General features: G+C 56.9%; 17 protein-coding genes. 6 read left to right on the plus strand and 11 right to left on the minus strand.

Going from position 1 to position 18,361, the window contains the following annotated elements:
* Positions 1–125: 125 nt before the first annotated feature.
* Together VGF98_02915 and VGF98_02920 are read right to left on the minus strand one after the other, a co-directional pair.
* A complete protein-coding gene (locus VGF98_02915) occupies positions 126–1,130 on the minus strand; it encodes a hypothetical protein (protein HEY1680577.1) in 1,005 nt (334 codons plus the stop codon).
* A gap of 125 nt (positions 1,131–1,255) precedes the next feature.
* Complete coding sequence (locus tag VGF98_02920) at positions 1,256–2,347, minus strand: NHL repeat-containing protein (protein ID HEY1680578.1); 1,092 nt, start codon at positions 2,345–2,347, stop codon at positions 1,256–1,258.
* A gap of 96 nt (positions 2,348–2,443) precedes the next feature.
* Between VGF98_02920 and VGF98_02925 the strand changes: the two genes are divergently transcribed.
* The gene (locus tag VGF98_02925; GenBank protein ID HEY1680579.1) at positions 2,444–2,956 is read left to right on the plus strand and encodes a hemerythrin domain-containing protein; all 513 of its coding nucleotides are present in this window, start codon (positions 2,444–2,446) and stop codon (positions 2,954–2,956) included.
* Between the two features lie 624 nt (positions 2,957–3,580).
* Here VGF98_02925 and VGF98_02930 read toward each other — a convergent pair.
* Both VGF98_02930 and VGF98_02935 read right to left on the minus strand, forming a co-directional pair.
* On the minus strand, positions 3,581–4,813 hold the full coding sequence (locus VGF98_02930; GenBank protein ID HEY1680580.1) for a choice-of-anchor tandem repeat GloVer-containing protein: 1,233 nt from the start codon (positions 4,811–4,813) through the stop codon (positions 3,581–3,583).
* A 22-nt stretch (positions 4,814–4,835) separates the two neighbouring features.
* Positions 4,836–5,762 (minus strand): hypothetical protein, encoded by a 927-nt coding sequence (locus VGF98_02935; GenBank protein HEY1680581.1) that lies wholly within the window; start codon positions 5,760–5,762, stop codon positions 4,836–4,838.
* Between the two features lie 552 nt (positions 5,763–6,314).
* On the opposite strand from VGF98_02935, the gene VGF98_02940 reads away from it, so the two are divergent.
* Positions 6,315–6,671, plus strand: a complete 357-nt coding sequence (locus tag VGF98_02940) for a hypothetical protein (GenBank protein HEY1680582.1) — start codon at positions 6,315–6,317, stop codon at positions 6,669–6,671.
* A 35-nt stretch (positions 6,672–6,706) separates the two neighbouring features.
* Here VGF98_02940 and VGF98_02945 read toward each other — a convergent pair whose 3' ends face one another.
* Entirely contained in the window at positions 6,707–7,051 is a 345-nt protein-coding gene (locus VGF98_02945) for a carboxypeptidase-like regulatory domain-containing protein (GenBank protein ID HEY1680583.1), read from the minus strand.
* 68 nt (positions 7,052–7,119) lie between these two features.
* Positions 7,120–7,455: a hypothetical protein gene (locus VGF98_02950; protein HEY1680584.1), complete on the minus strand. Its 336-nt coding sequence runs from the start codon at positions 7,453–7,455 to the stop codon at positions 7,120–7,122.
* 711 nt (positions 7,456–8,166) lie between these two features.
* On the opposite strand from VGF98_02950, the gene VGF98_02955 reads away from it, so the two are divergent.
* Together VGF98_02955 and VGF98_02960 are read left to right on the plus strand one after the other, a co-directional pair.
* Positions 8,167–9,408 carry a DUF2079 domain-containing protein gene (locus VGF98_02955; protein ID HEY1680585.1) on the plus strand — a complete coding sequence of 414 codons (1,242 nt, stop codon included), beginning with the start codon at positions 8,167–8,169 and terminating at the stop codon, positions 9,406–9,408.
* A gap of 763 nt (positions 9,409–10,171) precedes the next feature.
* On the plus strand, positions 10,172–11,182 hold the full coding sequence (locus tag VGF98_02960; protein ID HEY1680586.1) for an aldo/keto reductase: 1,011 nt from the start codon (positions 10,172–10,174) through the stop codon (positions 11,180–11,182).
* A gap of 264 nt (positions 11,183–11,446) precedes the next feature.
* On the opposite strand, the gene VGF98_02965 is transcribed toward VGF98_02960, so the two are convergent.
* Both VGF98_02965 and VGF98_02970 read right to left on the minus strand, forming a co-directional pair.
* Entirely contained in the window at positions 11,447–12,106 is a 660-nt protein-coding gene (locus VGF98_02965; protein ID HEY1680587.1) for a hypothetical protein, read from the minus strand.
* Positions 12,107–12,108: 2 nt separating this feature from the next.
* Entirely contained in the window at positions 12,109–12,792 is a 684-nt protein-coding gene (locus VGF98_02970; GenBank protein HEY1680588.1) for a hypothetical protein, read from the minus strand.
* Between the two features lie 515 nt (positions 12,793–13,307).
* Here VGF98_02970 and VGF98_02975 point away from each other — a divergent pair.
* Entirely contained in the window at positions 13,308–14,207 is a 900-nt protein-coding gene (locus tag VGF98_02975) for a hypothetical protein (protein ID HEY1680589.1), read from the plus strand.
* Between the two features lie 216 nt (positions 14,208–14,423).
* On the opposite strand, the gene VGF98_02980 is transcribed toward VGF98_02975, so the two are convergent.
* From VGF98_02980 to VGF98_02990, 3 genes are read right to left on the minus strand one after another with little or no spacing between them, the layout of a single operon-like run.
* On the minus strand, positions 14,424–15,374 hold the full coding sequence (locus VGF98_02980; protein ID HEY1680590.1) for a hypothetical protein: 951 nt from the start codon (positions 15,372–15,374) through the stop codon (positions 14,424–14,426).
* Positions 15,371–16,309: a hypothetical protein gene (locus VGF98_02985; GenBank protein HEY1680591.1), complete on the minus strand. Its 939-nt coding sequence runs from the start codon at positions 16,307–16,309 to the stop codon at positions 15,371–15,373. The genes VGF98_02980 and VGF98_02985 overlap by 4 nt, the downstream gene beginning before the upstream one ends.
* A gap of 18 nt (positions 16,310–16,327) precedes the next feature.
* Entirely contained in the window at positions 16,328–17,296 is a 969-nt protein-coding gene (locus tag VGF98_02990; protein ID HEY1680592.1) for a glycine-rich protein, read from the minus strand.
* A 277-nt stretch (positions 17,297–17,573) separates the two neighbouring features.
* Between VGF98_02990 and VGF98_02995 the strand changes: the two genes are divergently transcribed.
* Positions 17,574–18,323, plus strand: a complete 750-nt coding sequence (locus VGF98_02995) for a hypothetical protein (GenBank protein ID HEY1680593.1) — start codon at positions 17,574–17,576, stop codon at positions 18,321–18,323.
* Positions 18,324–18,361: the final 38 nt, after the last annotated feature.

Here is an 18,361-nt window from a genome sequence, read left to right on the forward strand (position 1 = left end):
AGAATCGGTTACCGGAACGTTACCGTCTTACCGCCGTAGCAGTGGTTTAGTGCGTCAAACGCGGGCGCGTACGATTCTTTTATCTCTTGGAAAATCGTTTGACGAGCTAATCGATACTCACCGCGTTACGAGCCCGAGCCGGCTTGGCTAACGACAACTGAAACCGGATTGGAAATCGCTTGCGTGAGGGTCGAATACAAGGCACCCCCGGGGAAGGTGTAGATTTCGACCTCATTCGCAACCGGATCGGGGACGACGATCCTTCCGGCGCGCCGGTAAAAGCCCGCAGCCTGCTGCGAACTCGGGAATGGCACTTGGCCAACGATCGTTGCGGTTTGCCCGGAAATAAAAAGTTTATCGGCGAATGGGGCTACGCTATCGCTCGTTTCGTTCCCCATCAACAGCGTAGGTTTGATCCATTGGATTGCGCTAGGTGAATTAAGAGCACCGCCCGCAACCGTTAAACGGACGAAATACGAGTCGCCCTTCGTCATTTCGAGTAGAGATACGTTATGATTGTACGCGTTCTGGGCATCGACGAACAGGTTCCCCTTATCGTCGTACGCGAGGTAGTAAGGCAGTATTTTACCGACGTAGTACTTCTTGCCGTTCCTCTCACCGTCGGTATAAATCTTGACGAGACCAACGGGTTTGCCGTCTCCGTTGAACTGATCGGCGGTGGCAACGTCTCCGGTCGTGGGGTCGACGGCGCAAGAAAACAGCACTGAGCTGCCTCTCTCCTGAATGATAGCGACCCGTTTCGTGCCACCATGGTGATATCGATAGACCCTTCGCGCGTCCGAATCCGTTATCAGGACGTCGCCGCTCTTGTCGGTGCACATGCCACTGGGCTTCAGGAACCCGGTGAGCGTTCCGACGAGGTTCAAGCCGCCGCCGTCGGAATACGCGTACACCGTAACGTCTCGCGCACCCTGATTCGACACGTACAACAGGCTCGATTGTTTGGGTGCGTCGAGAACCATCCACGAACTTGCGCCCGCAACCGGCTGCGATGGCGTCGACGGGGAGACGGCAGCGGATTCCGAACAGCCGGCGAACGCCGTTGCTATGGCTAACGTGAAGCTTAGTCGTAGGCATAGACTCGGGCCGATAACCTGACTGTTCTGCATACATTCCTCCGAAAATCGCTAAAGAGGCATCGAAGCACTTTGTAATCGAGGTGACATTGGCCTCTCATGGGGCAGAGTAAGCGGCTTTGTCATTTGGTTTTCTATCAGTTCCGACGGTTTCGGATTCAGCTTCCTATCAGCAGTTGCACCGGGTGCAGAATTGGTTTCGCAAATCGGTGTACGAACATCGTTGTGCCGGCCGGATAAACGGGAATGTTACCAGTCTTATTACCATAGCAGTGGTTTATGGAATTCATTACGTACAAATTATCGGATGCATCGATGGCAACCCACGTCGCGCCGTGGACGCCGTCAGTAATCTTTTCATACGGCTGCGTTTGGCCCTTCGCGTACACCGTTACACGGCAAGGGGTTTTCACGTCACCGGCGTTTGCCTGCGCGACGAACAGATTTCCGTTCGAATCGAGCGCAATTTGCCTCGGGTCGCGCAGCTCTTTGGTGATCGTGCGAACGATCGTCTTGGAGTGAGGTGCGTACTCGGTGATCCTGCCCTCGACGCATTTGATCCCGCAACCGACGACATAGACGTCATCCGACTTGTCGACCAAGATAGAGTTTGGGAAGCCGCTGGCGAGCGTCCGCGACACCTTGTTTAAGCCTCCGTTGTATACCGTCACGTTATCCGTTCCCTGATTTGCCACATACAGATTACCGGACGAATCGAAAGCGAGCGATACTGGATTTGAGAGACCGTGGGTAATCGTTCGCAATAGGCTTCCGTCTGGCGAATAGACGGCGACGTTCGGACCTTGCGCCGTGGCCCCACCGTTGAGGACGTAGAGATTCCCGGAGGGATCGAACACTAAAGCGTAAGGCCCATGCATTCCCTTGCTCAGCGTCTGGAGCGTCGTCGTCGTCCCGGCAGCGAATTCGACGACATCGTTATCGATCGGATTCGCGACGTAAAGATTTCCCGCTGTATCTTCAGCGAGCGCTTGGGGGTAGTTCACGCCTTGCGATGCGCCATACGTTCTTTCGAGCGCATAGGAAGCGGTGTTGAATGCTGCGACTCCCGACTCGCTGGCGACGTACAGCGTCTGCGCGCTGCCAGACCGGCCTGCGCCGGAGTGCGCGACGTGGTCCGCGGACGCAGGTACCGGCGAGGACGGGCCAGGGCCGCCGCACCCGGCGAGCGTAAAGCAGCCCGCCAGAATAAGCGTTGCAGTAAGTCTAACACCGAACGGCCGATAGTTCACATACACCTCCGGTCTCCACTGTAAAGCCGGCAAGCGCGCTCGTCAATCCCAAAACCGACCACCAGGTTTGGTCGAAGCCTCGCGGAACGGGACGACATGGACATCACGCAGCTTATCCTCGACGACCATCACGAACAGCGGCGGCTTTTTGCAATTATCGAGCAGATCGGTCGCGATGATACGGCGGCGCTCGGTGCGCTATGGACGCGCCTCTCGGCCTTTCTCGAAGTTCATGCACTTGCTGAGGAGAAGTTCTTCTATCCGGAGCTGTTGCATGTCGGCCGGGGCGCGGGCGGCAAACACGACGCGGCCGACGAAACCGAAGACGCGATCAAGGACCACAACGAGATCCGAGACGCAGTAGCAGAAGTTTCGAAGCACGACGTCGCCAGCGACGGCTGGTTCCGAGCGATAGCCGCAGCGAATAAGGCGAACAGCGATCACATGGGCGAGGAAGAGCGGCAGGGTTTGACCGACTTCCGATTGCGCGCGAGCCTCGAACTTCGCCAACAACTAGCGGTTGAGTTCGTCCACTTTGAAGCGAACCACGTGAATGGTGTCGTCGCAGTCGATCGGGATCCAAAAGACTATATCGCCCAGAACTCCTAGAGGCTTCGAGTGGTGATTTCCAGGGTTAGATCGTGAAGTTTGTACTCGGGGGTCCGCGCGGAGTCCCCCGCAGTCGGGACGACATGCACCCTCGTGACCGTAACGCGCATCTCCATTCCTAACTTCTTGAGCTTCATCACCCTCGTTGCGCCGTATCCCGATTTCTTGGCACCATTGACGTAGTCGAAAGCCCCGAAAGTGTAGGGCTGATAGCCATGTAGCATTCCGGTCGGATCCAAGAGGGACCCATACAGTGTCGCCTGCTCGCTCGGTCTGTGAAGAACGAGCTCTACAACGACGACACGCTTACCAATGTCGAAATCCGGGATCAAAGAAAGTCGATACGTAGCGCCCCTCGGCGACTTCAGAATAACGGAACTCGGATGCGAGCGTTGCGTTGCTGAGTACGCCAGGGTTATTGGTGGCGTACCGGCAGTTTCGCTTCTCGCAGACGCGATGGTTATCAGCGCGAGAAACACGAGGGTCAACGCAACGCGCCGATTCTGAGGGTACCAATCGATCGCCCGTAATGGTCGAGGAGTTTCTGATTTCTCTCGTCGAGATCTGGATCCCACACGGCGGAACGTCGTTTCCTGCAACATGGTATTTTAGAGGCTCAATTCTTCACTGTGATGGTACAGCGTAGACCGTGCCGTAGTCGCAATCGTAGCCGGAATCAGTACATGTTGGGTCTGCAGAGCCGCCCTCTTGCGTTGTGCCGTAAAGAGCTCCGTTCAAGTCTATAAGTCCGCCAAATGGAGATTCTCCGTCAGATCGATCTCCTTGCATGAAGTTGTGTAAGATGGACTCTTTTCCGGATGTCGACATTTCAAAAATCGTCCCGAAATTCATTGAGCCTCCGTGGGAAGTCGTGCCGTACAAGCGTCCTTTTATCGCGAGCACTTCAGACTCTGGGGCCAAACCGTCTGGAGCAATTCCGAAGCTGTGCACTACGCGCTCGTTCGAACCATTCGGAGCAATAGAAAAGACGGTTCCGCCGCCAAAGGCTCCGCCTTGCTCGGTTGTGCCGTACAACGTTCCACGCAGTAACGTAAGCGACGCATTGGGATGGCTCCCGTCGGTTCCGCCAAAATTGTACAGAATCGCCTTATGGCCCCCGGTCGTTAGTTGAAAAATGGTACCCAAACCGGACGCGCCACCTTGGGACGTCGTTCCATAGAACGAGCCGCCTACGGCCCTCAGACCTCCCGTTGGATACATCCCATCGGAGTATCCCGCGAACGAGTAGATGGAGCGTCCTTTTCCGGACGTCAAATCGACGCTGAAAACCGTACCGTCGTTATACTTTCCGCCAATAAGGGTGGTTCCGTACAGTTTTCCATTTTTGACAATTAATGCGCTCGACGGCTGCAATCCGTCCTTTCCGTGTCCGAAGTTGTAAAGGATTCGAAAGTTGCTTCCGTTCGCACCCAGACTGAAAACCGTTCCGCCACCGAAGGAACCGCCATTCGAGGTTGCACCGTATAGCGTGCCATTAATTTCCAACAATGGTGCCTTGGGGGCGCCCCCGTCGGACGAATGAAAGCTATGGAGCACAGTTTGTTTGCCGCTGGTCCGGATGCCGAACACCGTGCCATCTTGGTTGGCGCCGCCGTACTTTGTAGTTCCGTACAAAATGCCGTTTACGGCGATCAAGCTGGCTTGTGGATCCTCGCCGAACAGGGCGTGCTCGTTCTGACTGAAGCTGAACAATACTTTATAACCGTGAGCTGCAGCTTGCGGCCTAGCCAGCATCTGTAGCGTAGCTGCGCCGTACGGCGTTTCCGAGGACTGGCCCGGCGCGGCGCAGCCGGCGGCGACAACGGTAAGCGCTATGGCCGTTAGGCGTCTATACAATCGAGCTAGGCCTCTCTCGAACTTATGTTCCAAAGACTACTTGAAAGGGAGCCTGCAGGCCGGTGGTTGTTCTTGCACTGGGAACAGTCGCTCCGGGATCGTAGACAACCATTCCGTATTGCGAGCTGCCTTCGTACTCGATGGCAGCAACATGACCGTCCTTGCTAACGCCGATTGTAGCAAACTTACTGCCTGGATCCGGTTCGAGAACCTTGGCGGGAATCGTGGCCCCGGGTGCATAGATCGAAATAACGTCGATCGGGTTCGTTCCACAATTTGAAGTACAATAGTCGAGCACGTACAGATTTCCGGAACCGTCGTACGCGAGCTGCACCGGCGCATATGTGTCGCTCATAATCGAATAGGTTGGCGTCGATGCGCCGCGAGCGTAAACGTAAATGTATTCGGCCGGGACGCTTATCACTTGTTGGGCGATGGCCAGATCGCCGGACCCGTCGAAGGCGGCCGCCGTGTAGCTCGTATTCGTTGCATTCAGCACCCAGAACGGGCTCTTTGATTCCTTCGTATAGGCCGTGAAGCCGTTGGCTCCGCCAGCCGAGCCGACGTCTCCCATCGGATCGGTCACGATATAGTACGACACCGCCGGTCGTCTCACAAAGGGCTTCAGTGCCAGCGTACCATCGCGATTAGCTGCAAACTCATCGAGTGGACCGCCGTATCTTTTCACGTTTCTAGCCATCGCATAAAGATTTCCGGAATCGTCGAGAGTTAACGCACTGAGAATCTTATTTTGATATTGTAGCGTCTGTTGAAGAACCGCGCCGTATTTCTTGTAGACCAGAATCTGACCGAGGTTCAGAGCAGTATAGAGATACAGGTGGCCGGACGCGCCCGCAGCGATCCCAGGATAGTTGTCTACGCCCGGGCCACTTCCGACGTCTCCAAATTTGCGATCCAACGTCGCGCCGGCGGCGGAATAAGCGCTCACCCAACCTGCCTTCTTACCAACCTGCCGATTGAGAACATAGACTGTAGAAGGTGTTGACCCAGCATGTCGCGCGCGAGACAACGCGGGTTTTGCTTGCTGGGCCGGCGACGCTCCGCCGTTGCAACCTGTTAGGACGAGAGCCGCCAAACTCGCGGCTACAAGGGCGCTCCGATACATCGATAACCTTTCGAACAATACATTAGTTTGAGAACGACTCCCGGTAGATCCAAGTACAACGCGGCTAACGATCACTCGCCAATGTTGGAGCCTAGAGCTACCAACATAGATGTTTGGCTCCGGCCAAATATCCGTTCGAACCAGCCGACGGCGCCCCCTGCGGTTAGCGTTTCACCTGAGTTTTAATGGAACCAACATGGTTTGGGGGCAAGCACGGTTCAACAACATGCGCCTCCAGGGGAGGCCAGCAGTAGGTCCCGAACGGCTAGTTCCGATACTTGTGGGGTATGCCAAATGACGTTGTCGGCTTTGCAAATGCTCTTTCTGTCAGGGGTGTTGGCCGTTGGCCCTTCTCCCGCACCGACCACTGCGCCCATGAGTTCGCCCGCGCCAGATGCGCTAACGCAGTTCGTTCCGAGTGACGCGCAGTTCAAAGCCGATATCGATCGCGAGATCAACGTTCTGCCGACGCCTCCACCCGACGTTCTAGCCAAGGCGCAGTACGTGTACGAGGAAAAGCTCACCCAGTTAAAGCGCTGGTGGCTCCTTCCGCTTTTGCCCGAAGAACTCTACGTGCAAATGTACGTAACATCCGTGCGTCACGTGGGGCCGTTAGTGGTCTGCCGCGGCTGGGCGCTTCGCGTCCCGATGGTGGGAGCGCCGATCGTAGAAACGGATGTGTCGTACATATGTATGGGGCGGTTAAAGCCGATAGCAAAGTCTACCCAGTGATGAGCGCTTGCGAGCCGCGAAAGGTTACGCCCTAGTCATCCATGGTCTAACGGGGCGATTGCGCTATCACACAAGCCTTTCGTTAGTCGAAGGTGCACGACGGTGGTAAAGCCGTCGGCAGCCTCGATCGCACTGGACATTGCACAAGCCGAACTGGTCTTCGCGAGAACGCCATAATAGCCGCCGGGGATACCCGAAAAATTGAACGAGCCATCCTTTGCGGTCACAGTCTTGCCGACGTCTGGACCGCCGATAACTGGCTCGACCGAAACGGTTACTCCGGATACCGGCTTACCGTTGTCGCCCACGACGGTGCCGGTTATTTCCGGATTCGGCGACAAAGCTGCGACTGCTAGCAATAGGCACGTGAGAATATTCATTCTGCAATTCCCCTCCGTCGTACAGCGATTGGGGTTTTAGCCGAGTGACATCCGACCCTTCTACAGGCTTAAAGCAGCTCGCGCAAGGCTTGCGCTACGACGTCCGGAGCCTCGATCATCGCAGCACTCCAAACATCGGGAAGGACGGTAGCCTGCATGCGCGCTGCCGTTTTTTGATCTAATGGAGACGTTCCCAAGAGGACGGTCCGAAGCTGCACTTTAGCATCGACTGCCGGATCGATCGGTTTGGTTATCTCGAGAGCAACTTCAGCGGTTCTTTCGATCGCATGCGCGGTACGCCGATCGGCCACGCGCTCCGCGGCTTCTCCGAGGATCGCATCGCTGATGTGGGCCTCCCCGATCAGCAGCGACATCTGCTTCTTCAAGAATTGCCGATCGTTCAAAAGGCGAGCTTGTTTGGAGCGAGCGAGAGCGGTCAGGACTTGCCTTCCGATATTCGAGTTTATGACCGATCGCACGACTTGGAGAGCAGGCGTAGTATGTCGAACGAGCATTGGAGAAAGCAACAGGACGGGGAGCGAGCGCGACATTTGGGCGATAGCTTCGATTGCCGGCTTCGCTGCGGCGTTGTGAGCGACTACGCAATGGGCGTCGCGCGCAGCTTCAAGAATAGCCTGCCGGCAGGCGATAGAGATGTCTGCGGAGTCCGCAAAGTCTAGCGTATCTACTTCAATAAAGCTGAGGTCCGGTGCCGCTTGACGCAAGGGAAGCCACGTGGATGGCCCACCCAGGTAAGGAGCAGCACCAGTTATTACTACAACGCGCTTTTCGTGCATTCACATCCTCAGCAAAATCTCGGCAAGCGTCCAGGCGATTACCAGTATTACATGATTAAACAGTAGGTACGCACCCCAATGCAAGGAGACCGCCCCGAATGGACTACCAAAGACCAACAGTCTGTTCGACCCGATAGCTACTAGAGGTTAGCGACGAGTTCCCGCGCTGGGAACACCTTTCTTCTACCCGCACTAGCCGGCCTATAAGGAGGCTTCTTTCCTATTATCATTCGAACGAGTGGCACAGCGCTAACCTCGGCTCGGACTTTCGTTTTGGTCGCGTCGTGCGTCTTTTTCGCAACGTACGTCGCTATCGATTTGAATAAGTTATGCGCCTTGCGGGTTGGTTCGAACACAGGCGAATATCTGCAAACCGCCGTCAATTTCATTCGCTACGGATCTACCTATAACTACGTAGATTGGAACTCTACGTTGGCGATGCATGACCAATGGATGACGCTGGCGATCGTTCCTTTCGTCTTGATCTGGCCTCACCCGGAATCCGTCATCGTGCTCCAGGTCCTAGCCTTGGCCGCGACCGCCCCGTTGCTGTTCGTCCTCGTTCGGAGGTGGGGCGGAAATGCCGAGACTGCAGCCATCGTTGCGATAGTCTATCTGCTACAGCCGTCCGTTCAAGGCTTCGCTAATGCAGAATTCGTTCCGCTTGACTTCGTTCCGTTGCTGAGCGTTGGGCTTGCGATTGCCGTGACCGCTCGATCGCTCGTTTGGAGCTTGCTCCTCGTGCAACTGCTGTGTGGAACCAAAGAAGACGTGGGATTGTTCGTGTGCTGGTTTGGACTCGTTTATGCGGCCTTCGGCCATTTGCGATTCGGACTAAGCGTCGCGGCTTTGTCAGGCGCAAATTTGGCTGCGTACTACGCCCTCGCGCATGGCTTTATTGGCGGGACGGTGCACCCGACGTATTCGGCTGTAGACGTAAACTGGCCGCAACAGTTAGCGTTTCTAAGCGAGATTTCGGCACCCTTTGCGTTCGCCGCTCTAGCCTTGGGATGGCGCGTTTTGCTTGCTTTTCCGTTACTAGCGGAACTCTTTTTTGCGCATTGGAATTTTCCGTTGTACCAGGCCGGAAGTTACTACACTGTCATGATTGTGACCGCGGTGGTGCTAGCGTCGGCGTATGTCCTAGCGAGGAATGCGGGATGGGCACGACTGTCGATAGCTACCGCCCTTATTATGGCTATGTTTTTTAACACGACCGTGCTGCACTTCGGCAGGCATTGGTATTCGTGCGATCCGTTGTACAGTCGCGCCCTCGCCTGGAGCTTTACGCAACAGGGAATATATTTTCCCTGTGAGGATCAAGGCGCTTGGACCGTAGCAGCCGCTGATACGCAGGCACGACTCATAGGGTGCGGACATCATCGTATGCTCCGGCACGCAAGAGCGGCTTGGGGGAACGAAGCGTTGTTCAGCGATTCACCGTGGACACAAAGCCCCGGCACGCTCCTCGGCCCTCCGCAGCAATGGAGCCTTAACAAAGCCTGCAAATGGTTCGCTCACGCCGGCTCACGATGCCGCTGTCGGGCACCCCACGTGTAACAGCAAATGTTGAAGATGGAGCGGAACCGTTTACGGCTGCCTCTCACGCATTCCATTTTGCCATAGACGTTTGGAAGGCCGGCGCCTTGAATGAGTCGTTACACGCGGAGTCTTCTATGGCAGCCGCGGAGCCCTCACGTATAAACGCAATTATTGCGCGGTCGCCACACGAGAACCACAAAGAACCTAGCCGCTGGCGCCAGTAAGGAGTGCGCGTAATCGTCAACAACCAATAGACCTGCTCGTTTCTGAGTGTGGGAACTCCCGCTTTGCCGACGTCAAGCACGCGGTACACGGGGCGATAACCGCTTTGGGAAGATTGCGCGCGCCCCGAAACCACCGTGCTTGCAAACGATGCGGCCAACGCCGCCGTAAGAAGTGAGTAGCGCGGTATTTTCGACACAATCTTAGACAATCGCTTCGCCGCTTGCTTCGCTTGATCGCTCTCGCAATGCGACAAGTGCCGTCGCGGCCACGTCGCTTTCTTTGATCGGCGCGGGCAGTTTTCCACCGCCGATGGTTCCGGCGTAAATTTGGTTCAACAAAGACGCTAGCTCAGCCGCTGAAGCTCCCGTATTAAGCAAATCGCATATCTCCGGAGCGTAGTCGTCGTACTCGTCTGATGCACTCGACAAGCCCCGCACTTGAAGAGGATCCCAAACTTCCCATAAGACGCCGGCAACGGCTGCTTCTGTAACCATTCTACCCTTTTGAGCTTGGTGCGTGTCGTTAGGCTTCTTGCGAGACGGGAATAAGCGTGCGAATGAACGCCTTTGAAATCTTCCCTAAGAAAACCTTTGGACTCGGCGGCGTGCCTTTCGGCAATGAGTTCGCATACGTCACCGATGAGATCGCGTATTCCACGATCGAAGCCGCGTGGGAGGCCGGGGTGCGGTACTACGATACTTCCCCGTGGTACGGGCTCGGGCTCGCGGAGCGGCGTCTGGGTACCTTCTTACACAAGCAAAAGCGCCGCGACTACGTGTTATCGTCGAAGGTTGGGAAATTGCTTACGGCGTCGCGTGATAACGACGCGAAGAAATACTATCCGTTTACCCCTTCGCCGAACAATCTTCGTTACGACTATACCGGCGACGGCGTTAAGCGCTCGATCGAAGACAGCCTGCAGCGGTTAGGAGTCGATGCACTGGACGTCGTTTTCGTCCACGATCTGTCGCCGGACAATCCGTGGTTGCCGGGGCCGTGGGAGGAGCACTTCGAGATCGCTCGCAAGGGCGCATTTCCGGCTCTGAGCCGGATGCGAGATGAGGGCGTGATCAAGGGCTGGGGTCTGGGCGTCAACTCGCCCGAGCCGATTCTGAAGCTCATGGAGGTGGCCGACGCCAACGTCTGCCTCCTGGCGCGACAATATTCGATGATCGATCATGAGAACGCGCTGCATCAGGTCTTTCCAAAAGCCCGTGAGCGAGGGATGGGCTTCGTGGTCGGTTCGTCGCTCAATGCGGGCTTTATTAGCGGCAGCGCGCGCTTTAACTATGGAGAGGAGAACTACAAGATTCCGGCTGCGGCGATCCAGAAGCGCGATCGTCTGCGCACTGTCGCGGACCGTTACGGTGTCGACCTTCGAACGGCGTCGCTGCAGTTTTCGCTTGCACCGGATGTCGCGGCTGCGCTCATCGTCGGATGCGCGAATGCGGGGCAGGCTTTGGCGAACTACACGTCAGTCCAGACAAAAGTTCCGGCGGAGTTCTGGTCGGACCTTCGATCGGAGGGATTGATCGAAAGCGACGCCGCGGTTCCGCCAGAGAAGTGATCAGTGCGAAAAGACGGTCGTTCACACGTTTACCGTTGCGAATGGCGTGTTTCCGCAAGGTCCGATGCTCCATACCGGCGGTACCTTCTACGGAGTAACCGCCGGCAACGTCGAGCAACAGTTCAAGACGAAATACGGGACGATCTTCTCGATGACTCGGTAGATGGAGGTTAGTTCTAAACTCATGGTATTCGCGCCGTGTTTTGCTCGATGGCATTTCGGAGTTACGTCCAGCTCCTTAGCCTCTTGTTTCGGACTGTCTCTTCACGTCGCCGAGCCCTCTACGATTCGCACTACGGTAGGCAGCGGGTCGGCAGATAGTAGCGCCGCCCACAGATTCGCTTTTTGCCAAGTCAACTGTCCCCCAACGATTTGTTCCGACCCAGTTTCTCCCACCAGGTCATGGATTGTCGGTATGAACTTCACATCACCGTCGAGCATGATTGCCACATTTCGACCGATGTATCGTCCGATGAAACGATTGTATGCCTTCGGGTCGGCAAACTTGATAACGAGCGCAGGATAGGGCATGTACGGTAGTACGAAGGCATTTGAAAGCGCGCGATCGTTGACGGATGGGTACGTCGGACCGTGCGGCATTATCTTAAATGCGATTTTTCCGGTTTGTGTGAAGATCAACGTATTATAGTTGCGCGCCGTTTGGAACGTGATGCAGATTCCATCGAACTTCGTTGCATAGGCGGTAGCCTTCATGCCGCCGGCTTTCATCCGTTTTCGTTCGATAAGCAGAGTTTGCTCAAGCTGATTCGCAGATGGGGCGGCCCCATCTGCCGCTCGAACGCTCAATAGGATCGAGCACGGCACAGCTTGGCCCGTTTCGGCTGCACGAGGCGGAGTCGAAACGGCCAGCGCCGCGATCAACGTTATGGCAGCGGCGAAGACGAACCTGACAATAGCAATCATGTTCATTTAGGTTTCGTCGTCGAGATTGGGGATGGAGACGGAGAAACGAATAGTGGAACGAATCCACGTTCGCCCGTCGAGGGATAATGGTACGGGAAGCCGATGCAGCGTTGTGCTAGCTGTACGTCGACGTCGAGCCTCATCCCGTGTTCGGGGATGTCGACCGGGATCCGGCACTCCAAATCGTCTCCGTACGATAACTCCAAAAGCGACTTTCCTGGAAAAGCGAATTCGACGTAATAGGCGGACCCGTCGATCTCGACCGGAAGCTCGAAGTCCTTTACAACTAACTTTCCGCGGGTGAAGCCCGCGAAGGGCAGCGTCCCGTAAATCGCAGCGTGTACATCGTGATGCCCGGACCCCAGGGGCGATACCTGGACACCGACATCGCGGTCGTGACCCGGTAGAACGGTAATCAACGTATCACCCCAGCACTTCCCGTCAACGTCGAGCCCGACGTCGTACCGGCCCGGATAAACCATTGCGTGGCCGGCGTAGAAGTATGGGCCGAGGCGATTGAAAACGAGATCTGTGGTCGGGTAACCGTCCTGCGAGACCATATCGGCCTTTCGAAGTACCGTCGCGCTATTGCAACGCGAAACGACCGTGACATAAACTGTCTGCTGCCCGGGATCTGCGCTGGCAACTGTGGGCTGCATTAGCGCGACGGCGACAACGAGCGCCATGGCGGCGGTACTCAACGGCTGGCAACTTGGTTTCGAAGCACAACAACAGCCCCCACCGACGAGCGACTGCAGCAACAGCTAGATGCCACAACCGCTGATTCGTGGAATCGCGTAGCAATCTTCCTCGAGCCAAGAGAGCCACAAGCGCGAACAACCAAATCGTTCGTAGATCCGAGGAATTAATCGAGAGCGACGCCCCCGGTTCCGCCGGAAACGTGATCAGTGCGACGAGGCCGGAGCCGAATGCGAGCAGCACTGCGCCTAAGGAAACCGTTTGAACGTTCATGTTGAGACCTCGTCTGGGCCGTTGGGATCGATGAAATGCGTGATTTGCGGCTCGCCTTCGAGCAGTTTGATGACGCGTTCTTGCAGCCCGCACCGTACATCCAGCTGCCGATGTTAGAAACCACGGTGGCGGACGCACGCAGGAAGCTCAATTAACATCCATAAGCGATGAGGTGATGCCCCTAACAATTTGTCGCGCTCTCGCTACGACTGCGCTACTGGTATCGTCGATGACGGCGTCCCTCGGCGCGGCCGCTCCGGATCGAAGTATCCACGTTACGATTGGAAGCGCCAGCATCGATATCGGCGCGATACAGCGCCTGCTTCGTGGAATTTTCCAGGCCGCTGGAGCCGATACGAGCGGGGGAATGATGGCCGCACTGGAGGGCAAGCCGCTGCTTCTCCGTGCAAAGATCGTCGATACCGTCGAGACGCCGACCGCGAAGATGCCCGTGGGGTTTCAGTATTTCTATTACGCGGGTCGCGACCCGAAAACGGAGCGCGAGATCGTTTGGCAGTCGCCGGCGACAAAACATTTCTGTGTTGGAGCGCCCGGATGCCCGCCCAATGATGACTTTGTTGCCGCTTACGCGCTAGCCGCCATGGACGCTTACTACGTCGACGGCGAGCCCTGGCGGACGCTCTACAAGTCGGCGCCCGATGCCGCGTCGCGCCTCGCGCTCGGTAAAGCGATCGCAACAGCGATTAACGAGGTCGCCGCTCAAACGCAGGCCCGCGGTGTCGCGGACGTCGCGTGGATCCGCGAACGCATTACGATCGGTACGCGTCGCAACGACGCCTACGACGCTTTGCGCTCCTTCGGGCTAGTCGCGTACAACCACGCGTTCAACCCTGGGGTTCCGATAGAATCGCCGCGGTGGAAGGGGTGCGATTACACCGATAGGACCGCGGCTGCGTGGCCCTACCACGGCGAACCGTTGCCGAAACGATCGGGTCAATGCGCGACCATGGGTTCGGATGATCCGGGACCGTTTCCATCGGCATACGTGGATGTTTCGGGCGGTTTCACGATCGCATGTGGTAGCGAAGCGTCGGTCGCACTCAACTTCGACACTTCCGATAGGATCAGTAACGTTAATATCGGCAAATTCGAATGGACGTGCATATAATGGACGCTACGCCGTACACCGACTATCGCTGCGATCGCTGCGGCCAACCCTGTCGAATCCCCGATACGGTAGAGTTGGCGCGAAAGAGTCGTTGCAGCGTGCCGGAGTGTGGCGGGAGCCTACGTGAAATCGAATTGGAGATGGATGACAGGTAAGCCGCAGTTGCAACGTTACGACTAGCCACGCAGGACCGTGTCCGCCGGCGTGCCGGGCCGGCTAGCGGCCGATCACGGCACCGAAAGCGAACTTGAACCCCGTTATCGTTTCGATCGGAAAACCGCCGGCCGGATAGTTGTAGATTGAAACGTACGACGCACCGTCGCAGTAACCGGGAACGATCACTTTATCGCTGTCGATGAAGTACTGATTTACAAGGCAGTCACCCTCAAGCAAGGTCGATCCAACTGATTTCCCGCCAACGATCCGATAAATGAAAGGTTTTCGCATATCTCCGACGGTCATGTTCGTTCCGTCGTACTGGATGTTTCCCGGAAATGCGATTTGCGGGCCACGCCAGCGGATGTTTACGAGATGTTTTGCGCCAGATGGCAGCTGGTCGAGTCGAAAGTCCGAGTAATCTACGAACGGCGTGCCATCAACGAACAGATTCCCGTTCGGATCGTAGCCCAAGAATTCGTAGAAAAACATGCCTTTGTCGGAATACGTTCTTGGCTTCGAGGTAAGCGCATCAAAAATTACCACGTCGCCGGGATCGTCTCCACCGAACGTGCTGTTCGCGACCGCTACGTCTCCGTTCGTCGGATTGACGGCACAAGCGTTCGCCTCGTCCTCTGATCCTATTTGCAGCGTACGGATCGATTTGGTTCCACCATGACGGAACTCAGCGACCCATGAAGTGTATCCACCTCTTTCCGCGATCCAGACGTTTCCTGTCTTCGGCTCGACGCACATACCCGCCGGGAGACTGATCCCCGACAGCATTCCAACGGGCGCGAGGGAGGGATAGGAGTAGACAAATACTTTCGAGGCGTCTAAATCGGAAATATACAGCAAGGCACCCCGTTTTGCGCTGTTATGGGCCGCGACGGTTGGAACGACTGTTTGCGGAATCGCACTCGGCAAGCCGGTCGTCGTGCGCGAGCCGGCGCATCCCGCGAATATGGCGGCTACGGCATAAGCGGCGGCCTGGCAGGCGATGCGGTTCATCGGCTGATTACCGCGCCGAACGCAGTACTGAATCCGGTTAATGTCGCTATCGGCGCGCCGCCGGCCGGATAGTTGTAAACCGACACTGTAGCCACGCTGCTGCAGTTACTCGGCGCGATCACCTTGTCGCCGTCGATGTAGTACTGGTCCACACTGCAGGCGCCACCGAGGGCGGTCGTCCCCAATACCCTTCCGCCGGCGGTCTGGTAAATGAGTGCGTTGTGCCCGTCGCCGACCGCTATGTTTGAACCGTCGTACTGAACGTTCCCCGCATAGGCGATTTGCGGACCGCGCCAGCGAATGTTGACAAGTTTGTTTGCGCCATTCGGTAGCTCGTCAAATCGAAACAGCGACTGGTAATAGGTCGGGGTGCCGTCGACGAACAGGTTGCCGCGGTCGTCATACCCTAGAAACTCAACATAGTACAGGCCCTTTTCGTAATACGTCTTCGACTTGCCGGTGCGAAGGTTGAAGAGTATGACGTCACCGGGGTCGTCTCCGCCGAATGTGATATTCGCGACCGCTAATTCGCCCTTCGTCGGGTTGACGGCGCAAGCATCGGCAATGTTGTCTTCTCCGATCTGCAGCGTGCGTATGGGTTTGGTTGCACCATGAGCAAACTCGACGGCTCCAGCAGCATACGGGCTCGATTCGGTAATCCAAACGTTACCCGTTTTTGGATCCACGCACATGCCCGTCGGGTTGTTGATCCCCGTCAGCAGGCCGGCGGGCTTCAGTGACGGATACGAGTACATAAACACCGTCCCGGTGTCCTGATCCGATATGTAGAGCAACGCGCTGCGTTTAGCTTCGTCTAGCGTTTGCGGTATCGCACTCGGAACGTCGTTCGCCGCGCGAGAGCCGGCGCAGCCCGCGAGCGCTGCGATTCCTACAAAAAGGACGATCTGGCGAGCAAAGCAATTCAAAACGTTCATTTTTGTAAGCTCCTCACACTACCAAGATAGTACGACCTTTCCGTTGCCGGACGAAGCGCCGGCTTGAATGTTTTTTACGTGGGTCGCGCCGGGCTCGACGTATGAAGAGCCGCCGCCGCCGCCACCACCGCCGCCGACGCCGCTCGTACTCGGCGTGCCCGAACCGCCGCCACCACCGCCGTAGTAACCGCCGCCACCACCACCGCCTCCGCCCGCGTGGAGTTGCTTTCTGCCGCCTCCGAGGCCGCCGCGGCCGAGCTTGCCGGGATCACCCGGAATGCCTTGGGGGAAGCCCGATCGCTGCCCACCTGGTCCCCCGGCCCCGCCGGCGCTCTGCGTACCGCCCAAACCGCCGAATCCGCTGGGATTTCCGGGAAAACCGCTTCCGCCAGGTCCCCCGATATTTCCGCCACCCAATCCGCCTGCGCCGCCACCGTAGAAACCGCCGCCGATGCCGGGTCCACCACCCCCGCCAGCAACGATCACGCGATCCTTTAGGCGATCGCCGCCGACGCGAACATCCGAGGCGCCCGCGCCGCCGCAACCTCCGTCAGTAAAAAAAGCGCTGTAATCGATTCCTACGCCACCAATCCCACCACCATTGAAACCGCCAAGGCCGCCGGCACCTGAAAGACCGAGCTGGCCCTTTCCGCCGACGAAGATCGCGAGACGTTCTCCCGGCTTAACGGGGATAGTGGCTTGCACCAGGCCTCCGTTACTTCCGGTAAAGTACGGGCCGCTCGAACCGTAATCGCCGCTCGGCGTGCCTCCACCGCGCGCCAAAACGGTTATCTCCGTAACGCCGCGCGGGACCCTAAAGACTTGTTCGGCGCCCGTGTATTTAAACGTTTGGCTGCTGATTTGCGCCGCGATTTGCGCGCGCGCGGCCGGTGTCGCCGTCGGCGGCTGGTAGGCGCTGCAGCTTGAAAGCGCGGTTGCGGCCAAACATAGAATTAACGCATCGACCCCACAAATCGAGTTCTTCATGCGTTCGGCTCCTCGTCCGGATTTATCGCGTCGCTTGCGATGATTTCGTGGCGCGCAGTTTACCTCTCCTGTGCCGAAGTGGTAGGTTTAATGCGGGAGGTTCTATACAATGCTACTCCGTTTTAGCCGCACCTTCGGGCTTGTCACTTCCCTTGTGCTCGTTAGTTGCGCGGGCTCCACTTTTACACCGGGACCGGAAGTAAGGGTAGCGACCCAACACGATGCCAAAACAGCCCCGCTGCTATACGTATCCGATCCATCCGTTAACGAAGTGCTGGTGTACTCGTATCCGGCACTACGACTCGTACAGACGCTCAGCGGAGAACTGCGGGAGCCAGCCGCTCTGTGTGTGGACGATACGACCGGCAACATTTGGGTGGTCGCCGCCGGCAACAACAAACTTTTCGAGTACGCCCACGGTGGCGCGACCCCGATCAAAATCATAAAAGTGGCGAGCTACGGCACAGCCCTCTCCGGCTGTGCAATCGATGCAACGAACGGCGACGTTGCGGTGGCCATTCGAGGAATCGCAGAGGACCCGGGCGGCGTACTTGTTCTAAAGAGCGGAGTTCGGAAACCGCAGCTTTACTTCGACCGCACCCAACGTCTTTATGCGTATTTTCTTGCATACGATCCAAAAGGCAATCTTTTTGTCGACGGGATAGCGCACAGGCCGTTCGTTTATGATGAGTTGCCGGCCAACACTAAAACGTTCACAAATATAAACCTCGAGGGCGCCAAGGTTCGTGCGCCCGGAGGCGTTCAATATCATGCGGGCAACATCGCTATCGCGGATCATAAGAGAGGGATCATCTATCGAACGTCCGGTGCAACGGTGACGGGAAGCACGACGCTCAAAGGCTCTTGTAACATCGAACAATTTCTAGTTCGAGGAGACAAGGCAGTGGTGGCCAGCAACTGTGCGGGGAGCAGCCGAATACTCGTTTATAATTATCCAGCGGGGGGCTCGGCGATCGGCCAGATTTCGGGCCTCAGCGGGACGTTTGGCGTGGCGATCAGCTACTAATCCAGTACGACCGTCTGAGCAACAGCAGGATGCCTAGT

It is taken from the genome of Candidatus Tumulicola sp. (assembly GCA_036490475.1).
GTDB lineage: Bacteria > Vulcanimicrobiota > Vulcanimicrobiia > Vulcanimicrobiales > Vulcanimicrobiaceae > Tumulicola.

Coding starts and splice junctions, on each gene's coding strand:
- VGF98_02915 (HEY1680577.1), bottom strand. CDS start 1,130: ATGCAGAACAGTCAGGTTATCGGCCCGAGTCTATGCCTACGACTAAGC.
- VGF98_02925 (HEY1680579.1), top strand. CDS start 2,444: ATGGACATCACGCAGCTTATCCTCGACGACCATCACGAACAGCGGCGG.
- VGF98_02940 (HEY1680582.1), top strand. CDS start 6,315: ATGAGTTCGCCCGCGCCAGATGCGCTAACGCAGTTCGTTCCGAGTGAC.
- VGF98_02945 (HEY1680583.1), bottom strand. CDS start 7,051: ATGAATATTCTCACGTGCCTATTGCTAGCAGTCGCAGCTTTGTCGCCG.
- VGF98_02960 (HEY1680586.1), top strand. CDS start 10,172: ATGAACGCCTTTGAAATCTTCCCTAAGAAAACCTTTGGACTCGGCGGC.
- VGF98_02965 (HEY1680587.1), bottom strand. CDS start 12,106: ATGATTGCTATTGTCAGGTTCGTCTTCGCCGCTGCCATAACGTTGATC.
- VGF98_02970 (HEY1680588.1), bottom strand. CDS start 12,792: ATGGCGCTCGTTGTCGCCGTCGCGCTAATGCAGCCCACAGTTGCCAGC.
- VGF98_02975 (HEY1680589.1), top strand. CDS start 13,308: ATGACGGCGTCCCTCGGCGCGGCCGCTCCGGATCGAAGTATCCACGTT.
- VGF98_02980 (HEY1680590.1), bottom strand. CDS start 15,374: ATGAACCGCATCGCCTGCCAGGCCGCCGCTTATGCCGTAGCCGCCATA.
- VGF98_02985 (HEY1680591.1), bottom strand. CDS start 16,309: ATGAACGTTTTGAATTGCTTTGCTCGCCAGATCGTCCTTTTTGTAGGA.
- VGF98_02990 (HEY1680592.1), bottom strand. CDS start 17,296: ATGAAGAACTCGATTTGTGGGGTCGATGCGTTAATTCTATGTTTGGCC.